We start from the raw sequence: 6,384 nt of genomic DNA, 5'->3' as shown, positions 1-6,384 counted from the left end.
TAGACGTAATCAGTGCGTCCAAAACAAAAAAGCCAGTCAACAAGGACTGGCTTTTTTTATTCCAAGGTCGGATATCAGTTTAGAAATGATATGCCGCGCGCACGACAGCAAAATTTGCGCCGCTATTCGGATGCTTGATGCCGCCGTTTGAGAAGTGTTGCACTTTGACGCCAAGATCGAGGCCGTTGTTGAATACATAGCCGGCGCCAAGGTGAGAATGATCGATGGTTTAGTGTCTTAACGGCAATAATATTGTCATGTTTTGACACTCAGCATCGAAGATGTGGCGCGGAATGGCGCATTGGCAGCTTTGCTGTTCATAAAATGTCAGGGGTATTACCCGAATTTGTCAGTCCATAACAACTGCCTAGTTAAATAGTACCGTGGACAGTAACAGCATTGTCTTGTTCTTGATGATGTTGGATGCGACAAAGCTCTTCCGATGTTTATTGGGCTCCGGTGAAGATAGCCAGCTAAGCCACACGGATAGGCAAAAACGGGGCAGGCGCGAAAATTGCTCAGTTGCCTGTGGTCACGTGCAAGAAGTGACCACCTGTCAGATTTGACAATTTCAAGAGTGAATAAACTGACGTAGTGTACGGCTTATTTTATTTACTCATTTATTCAAATATAGAAGGTTTACATGAGTCGATACACTTCATTGCCGCCCCGGCAGGAGGAAGTAGCAATTACTGACAACATGCTGTCGGTATCGGCTGATGGTTATATTCGCCTCTTGTTTGCAGAAGCTCAAGCCACTTGCCTAATGCATATGATTTCCGGTCTTGATGAAGATGTGCCGGCGCATATGTCTACAAGTGCAATGCTCACAACAATTACTGGCTACACCGAGTGGATTAGCCGTGGCATTCCTGCAATCTCCATCGGTTGGGACTGGCAAATGGATGCTATTGATCACCAAATCCGGCTGTGCCGAGTCAGCGAGCCACGCAGCAATGTCATGCTACTTGACAATAATCAGGCTGACGTGGGTCCAGAAAAAACAATCGCATTATTAGAAGTGTTCATTGATACCTTGGATTGGCAGCGAAAAGTTCAGGATCACATAGATGCCGTTTACGGCCGGTAAATCAAGCTTCAATCGGTAATATTCAACCTGTTAACTTTGACAGTTACGTCAACATCCATACCCGCGCAAAAATTGCCCAACGGAAATAAAATGTACTTTTCGAGGAGGCAGGGTAATGAATGTTGTTTCAGGTGGGACAGAAGGACTATCAGCAGATTTGCTGACAAAAATTTCCAGCTATCGGCATAAAGTTTTTGTCGAGACATTAGGGTGGGCACTGGAAACAAAAAACGGAGCAGAGCAGGATCAATTTGACCGTGTAGATACAGTGTATGTCGTCGCGCAAGACGACCTTGGGCGTGTAAACGGATGCGCCCGCTTGCTTCCCACTAATCGCCCTTATCTTTTAGGCGAAATTTTCCCTCAGCTTCTCAATGGCCTATCTCCCCCATGCACACCGGACGTGTGGGAATTGTCACGCTTTGCCGCGGTTGATTTCAATCAGCAGACTACATCTGCGCTACGACAATTTTCTTCCCCGATTGCTATCAAATTGCTACAGGAATCTATTGCCTGTGCAGCTGAGCGCGGGGCGAAACAATTAATCACTGTATCTCCTATCGGGATTGAACGACTCTTGCGACGAGCTGGGTTTCATGCGCGTAGGGCGGGGCCACCAATGATTATTGATGGCCAACCGATTTTTGCGTGCTGGATCGATGTTGAAATGTCTTGAAGTCCAGGTGACGTCGTTGTGATTTTTCACTTGCGTTACTTGAGCGCGTTGTCCCTCGAACCATCGTAAGTGGATACTTCGCACGAATATGTCAGCAGAGATCCCCTGGTACTCTTCGCGACACGATGATCTCAGATAAGAAAAAGGGCTCGGAAAATTTCCGAGCCCTTCAATATTGGTGGAGGCGGCGGGAATCGAACCCGCGATAGTTCCATATTCCATGCGCCCTTGCGCGGGATGGCTGTCATAGGGCTGTCATTCGTACTAGGTCAGATTTGACCTGACACTTCATGTCAGTTCAAATCTAGATCGGCTCGCAATGCTATGGCCGGAACTGGCCAAAAGCGGACGTGTAATCGCCATCGAAAAAAATGTTAACGCACACAGCCTTGCAGACAATCAAAGAAATTAAGAAATGCTAATCAAAGAACAGCACCTACCGATAGAAAGGTTCGACCATGCCTTTTACTTTAGTCATTAAGGGGTTGCCCTTCCGATCTAGCGCCTTTCCGGCCGGGATTTTAATCCATCCCTCGCTGATGCAATATTCCTCAACTTCGAAGCGCTCTTTATCGTTAAGTTTAATACCAACATCATGTTCAAATATGGCGGCACTATAGTAAGGGCTACGAGGATCGACGGAGAGCCGATCAGGAAGTGGGGGGCGGTTTTGGATATCGTTCATGACTACAATTATCAACTATAAGATTAACCAAAACAAATTTTTTGCGTGGCTTCGCTAAATCGCTTGCTTGACCGCACTCGGCCAAATCCTGCCGATCGCGAATTTTGCCGAAAGCGGTCAGACAAGTGGGCGAGGCGTACTGCTCCAGGTGTATGTTTCGGCTGCGCATCCTAAGCTGCAGCTATTCACGAAAATTTAATGCTGTCTAAATGTACAATGCATGACGCGAAAATCTAAGCTGCAAGCCACGCTTAAGCGAATTCATATCTCGGCGTTAGGGCGCAGCCGAATCCGATACACAGCAAAACTGTCGCCCGATAACAAACTTGGGCCATTTTAGAGATTGCCATGCACATTAGCCGATCTGATCGTGAAACATCCATATTCGTTCTGAAATGGTCGGATATCGAAAAACTGATTGGAGCCATTGGCAAGTTCCTTCCTATTACTTCCATTAGCGCAGCCTGTGTTGATCGATTAGATCGCGCATTCGCTGATATTGAAGAACTCAAGAAGTTCAACAACTCAAAACGTGCGGCAATCATCGAATTGAACTTTGTCGCCCGAGACGCAACGCGGTCACAGAGATTCTCGATTTTATTAAACACCGATGAGCGACGTAACGTACGTGTCTCGCTAGAGGCTGATGAGGCCACAGCAATTAAGGTAAATGACCTTTATGAAGATTTCCTAGATTCGGTTCGCCCTTGGTATAGCTGGATAGCGCGCGCCGATTGGTATCTAGTAGTGCTTGGCATTGGGATGCTCATACAACTAGGCCTTCTAGGAATCGTAATGCTCAAAGCGACGTCCATTTCTTTTACATGGCCGAAGGATGGAATACCGATCAGAGAACTTCTAAAAGGCTTTCTAGTCGGCTTGTCTCCAGTCTTCATTGGCATAGCGATGAGCCGTGTCAGGGGCAAATTTTTTCCAACGGGAACCTTTGCCTTTGGCGACGGTGAGAATCGGCATCACCGCAATGAGGTAATAAGAACGGTGCTAATTGCGGCATTTGTGGTCTCGATTGTATCGAGCGTTGTCGTGTCGTGGTTCCAATGATGTCCAACCCATCATTCAAGCGGGACGCCTAACGTCGCCCCTTAATTCAAACGTTGAACGTCCGGTATTTGGTTGAGTGAACGTCCGTAAGGGGGCGGGTCCAGTCTCCCAAAATTCAAAAAACCGGCCGTTCAAACGAAGCGACGCCAAAGTGTTTGTTGTTTGAATCGGCGAACGGCAGCTATGTGAAGTTGATCCGCCGCTCAGAAGTACATCCGAGACTGGCCAATACCGCCGATATCAATAACCACGTCATAGAAAACCAATGACCGCAGCCGCTGCATTTCTGTCGTTGGACCCGCAAACCGTGACAGGCAGCTCGGGGTCATTTTCGGACGCAGATTCGTACAACGAATGTCAGGCCAAGTCTGAGCTAATACATGTCATTCTATCCGCCGCCTGTTCCAGTTTTCAACGTCTGCTTAGTCGGATCGAACTGCTTCTCGGCCCTGTCGCCGGCGGTAGGGTCCGCGTCTGGCATCCAGCGGCCATACACGCGCGTGATCATGGTCCAGTCGGCATGCCCCATCTGTTTAGCAACCCACATTGGATGTTCGCCGGCCGATAACATCATCGACGCGTAGGTGTGGCGCGTTTGGTAAGGCTTACGATATCGCACGCCGCCACGCTTGAGCGCATGGGCCCATAACGTTTTGCGAATAGGTTGATCGCCGGTCCAACGCTCCCCGGTATTGGGATTTTGAAATATTTCCTTGTCCCGCAAAAAGGTGAATGCCTTTTGCGCTTCCAGAGCTTCCAATGCAGGGCGCAGCAATTTGACCCCGCGCTTACCGGCCACTGTCTTTGGCTTCTCGGGCGCATCGGACTGCTGCGTTAGTGCCTTGCTCACATAGGCGACGCCGCGCACAAAATCAATGTCTGTCCAATCCAGCGCCACAAATTCCGACGTTCGCATGCCGGTCCAAAAGGCAAACTGGATTAGGTGGCGACCTTGCCCGTCCAGATTTTTCAGGATTATTGCTTGTTCGTCGATTGTGAACGGGTCGACATCATCATCTTCCTTGGGCGCTTCAACCTTGCTATAGCACCAGCCGGCCAGGGGATTCGAGTCGATAATTTCATCCTCGACAGCGTCATCCAGCGCCTTGCGCAGCACGCTTTGGATGTTGGCCAGCGTTTTGTTCGATACATCACGCGATTTGAGCTGGTCGCGGACGTGCGACTTCCGAATGTCGGCTACGCGCAATTCGCCAAACCAGGGAATGAGCTTGTTATCAGTAATCTTGCGATAGCCGTCGTGTGTGCTGGTCTTTGTCTGACTCTTGTGCCGGTCCAGCACTAATTCGGTCTAGATAAGGTGGCCACACATGCGGGGTTGGCCCTAAGTCAAGCCTTGGCAGCCACTTGGTCGATTTCTTGCGCACGGCATGCGGGGGCAGCTGAATTCATGCGCGTCGAGTCGATTTCGCACTCGCGCCTGGTCAGTCTTAGCATCGGAATATGCGTTTAATCTGATCATTTGCTCGGCTCAATCGCTGTCGGTGCGTAGACCCGTAGGAAGGCAGTGATGGCTCGGTCTGCAGCCAACTCGATCTCTTTTTCATCCGGCGTCTCCCTTGCGTGTAGTAGCAAAGGCTCAACAAGCTCGGCCTCCAATAAGGCTCGAAGATAATCAGCAGCCAGTCGAGGGTCCTCGGGGCGCAGTGAGCCGATGGCCATGAATCGAGCTAGTAGCGCAGCCACTTGAGCTCGCAATACAGTAATCTTTGCATAAAAAAGCTTGCCTATACCAAAGCGGTTCGCTTCAGCGATGAGAAGGCGTCGCACAGCCACCGTGTCGGGTGAACAGGTAAAGCTAAGTACGCGGGCGCCATACTCGCGCAAGACGGTGTTTGGGTCTGAGCCCGAGGCGTCAAACAGCGTAACGATATCCTCAATGTATGCCTCGGTGGCGGCCATCATGCATTCGACGAATAGTTCCTCCTTTGATGGGAAATGGCTGTAGATCGTCGCTTTTGAGCCACCTACTTGGGCTGTGATTTCGGAGACCGATGTCTGGTCAAACCCCTGCGTTCTAAAAAGCCGATAAGCCGTGTCAAGAATGGCTTGCCGTTTAGCATCTCTTTTCTTTGTCATATGATTCATCGCAAATATGAACTGTTCGGTACGGTCTTCCGATTGTAAGCTTGAAACCAAGACTCTGCACCGGAAATGCAGCATGGCTGGGATCTATCTTCTCGCTGTAGATAATGTGCGCCCATCGGATTTATCGCGCCGTGGGCGCGTAAGCGCGTATGAATACAGCTACAGCCCGTCCTACGGCTCCCAAAATCTCCTTTTCATCGGGTGAATTTTCCCTTACGTGTAGCAGCAGGGGTTCGACGACTTCGGCCTCGAGCAGCGCGCGGAGGTGTGCTGCGGCGAGTTGGGCGTCTTCGGTACGAAGCACTCCCGCAGCCATTAGCTTGGATAGGAATGCCGCGACGAATCCCAGCAAATTGGTAATTTTGGTGAAGAACAATTTGCCGATGCCGGAGCGGGCTGCCTCGGCGACAAGAAGGCGTTGCGTCGCCACGGAATCTGGGGAAGACGCGAAGCTTAGGAAACCGGCGCCGAATTCGCGTAGCGCTGTGCCTGGATCGGATCCCGAGGAGTTTAATAACGCAACGTTCCTTGCGATGTAGTCTTCGGCGGCCGCCATCATACACTCGACGAACAGCTCCTCCTTCGATTCAAAGTGACTATAAATCGTCGCCTTTGAACCACCTACCTGGCGGGTGATTTCAGAAATTGTTGTTTTGTCAAATCCTTGCGTCATAAATAGGCGATAAGCCGTATCAAGTATGGCTTGTCGCTTGATATATCTATTCATCATCTGCTTCCTTAAAATTGAACTGATCGGTACGGTAC

At 49.9% G+C, this 6,384-nt stretch carries 7 protein-coding genes and 1 pseudogene; 3 read left to right on the top strand and 5 right to left on the bottom strand.

The features are described 5' to 3' along the window. Positions 1-79: 79 nt before the first annotated feature. Positions 80-214 (bottom strand): annotated as a pseudogene (locus tag ACFPM8_RS02200) (acyloxyacyl hydrolase); the annotation flags it as partial. 429 nt (positions 215-643) lie between these two features. Here ACFPM8_RS02200 and ACFPM8_RS02195 point away from each other — a divergent pair. Both ACFPM8_RS02195 and ACFPM8_RS02190 read left to right on the top strand, forming a co-directional pair. Continuing rightward, a complete protein-coding gene (locus ACFPM8_RS02195) occupies positions 644-1,090 on the top strand; it encodes a DUF4902 domain-containing protein (protein ID WP_378994495.1) in 447 nt (148 codons plus the stop codon). 115 nt (positions 1,091-1,205) lie between these two features. Further along, entirely contained in the window at positions 1,206-1,766 is a 561-nt protein-coding gene (locus ACFPM8_RS02190; protein ID WP_378994493.1) for an acyl-homoserine-lactone synthase, read from the top strand. A 436-nt stretch (positions 1,767-2,202) separates the two neighbouring features. On the opposite strand, the gene ACFPM8_RS02185 is transcribed toward ACFPM8_RS02190, so the two are convergent. After that, positions 2,203-2,451 (bottom strand): DUF3297 family protein, encoded by a 249-nt coding sequence (locus ACFPM8_RS02185; protein ID WP_378994491.1) that lies wholly within the window; start codon positions 2,449-2,451, stop codon positions 2,203-2,205. Positions 2,452-2,799: 348 nt separating this feature from the next. Between ACFPM8_RS02185 and ACFPM8_RS02180 the strand changes: the two genes are divergently transcribed. Further along, complete coding sequence (locus ACFPM8_RS02180) at positions 2,800-3,513, top strand: hypothetical protein (RefSeq protein WP_378994489.1); 714 nt, start codon at positions 2,800-2,802, stop codon at positions 3,511-3,513. Between the two features lie 388 nt (positions 3,514-3,901). Here ACFPM8_RS02180 and ACFPM8_RS02175 read toward each other — a convergent pair whose 3' ends face one another. The 3 genes from ACFPM8_RS02175 to ACFPM8_RS02165 all read right to left on the bottom strand — a co-directional run bounded on the left by ACFPM8_RS02175 (position 3,902) and on the right by ACFPM8_RS02165 (position 6,346). Then, positions 3,902-4,813: a site-specific integrase gene (locus ACFPM8_RS02175; RefSeq protein WP_378994487.1), complete on the bottom strand. Its 912-nt coding sequence runs from the start codon at positions 4,811-4,813 to the stop codon at positions 3,902-3,904. A gap of 176 nt (positions 4,814-4,989) precedes the next feature. Continuing rightward, a complete protein-coding gene (locus ACFPM8_RS02170; protein WP_378994485.1) occupies positions 4,990-5,610 on the bottom strand; it encodes a TetR/AcrR family transcriptional regulator in 621 nt (206 codons plus the stop codon). 130 nt (positions 5,611-5,740) lie between these two features. Then, a complete protein-coding gene (locus ACFPM8_RS02165) occupies positions 5,741-6,346 on the bottom strand; it encodes a TetR/AcrR family transcriptional regulator (RefSeq protein ID WP_378994483.1) in 606 nt (201 codons plus the stop codon). Positions 6,347-6,384: the final 38 nt, after the last annotated feature.

The sequence above is a fragment of the Paraherbaspirillum soli genome (assembly GCF_042654985.1).
Lineage (GTDB): Bacteria > Pseudomonadota > Gammaproteobacteria > Burkholderiales > Burkholderiaceae_D > Paraherbaspirillum > Paraherbaspirillum soli.
This window is presented reverse-complemented; position numbering and strand designations above follow the sequence as displayed.

Coding starts and splice junctions, on each gene's coding strand:
- ACFPM8_RS02195 (WP_378994495.1), top strand. CDS start 644: ATGAGTCGATACACTTCATTGCCGCCCCGGCAGGAGGAAGTAGCAATT.
- ACFPM8_RS02190 (WP_378994493.1), top strand. CDS start 1,206: ATGAATGTTGTTTCAGGTGGGACAGAAGGACTATCAGCAGATTTGCTG.
- ACFPM8_RS02185 (WP_378994491.1), bottom strand. CDS start 2,451: ATGAACGATATCCAAAACCGCCCCCCACTTCCTGATCGGCTCTCCGTC.
- ACFPM8_RS02180 (WP_378994489.1), top strand. CDS start 2,800: ATGCACATTAGCCGATCTGATCGTGAAACATCCATATTCGTTCTGAAA.
- ACFPM8_RS02170 (WP_378994485.1), bottom strand. CDS start 5,610: ATGACAAAGAAAAGAGATGCTAAACGGCAAGCCATTCTTGACACGGCT.
- ACFPM8_RS02165 (WP_378994483.1), bottom strand. CDS start 6,346: ATGAATAGATATATCAAGCGACAAGCCATACTTGATACGGCTTATCGC.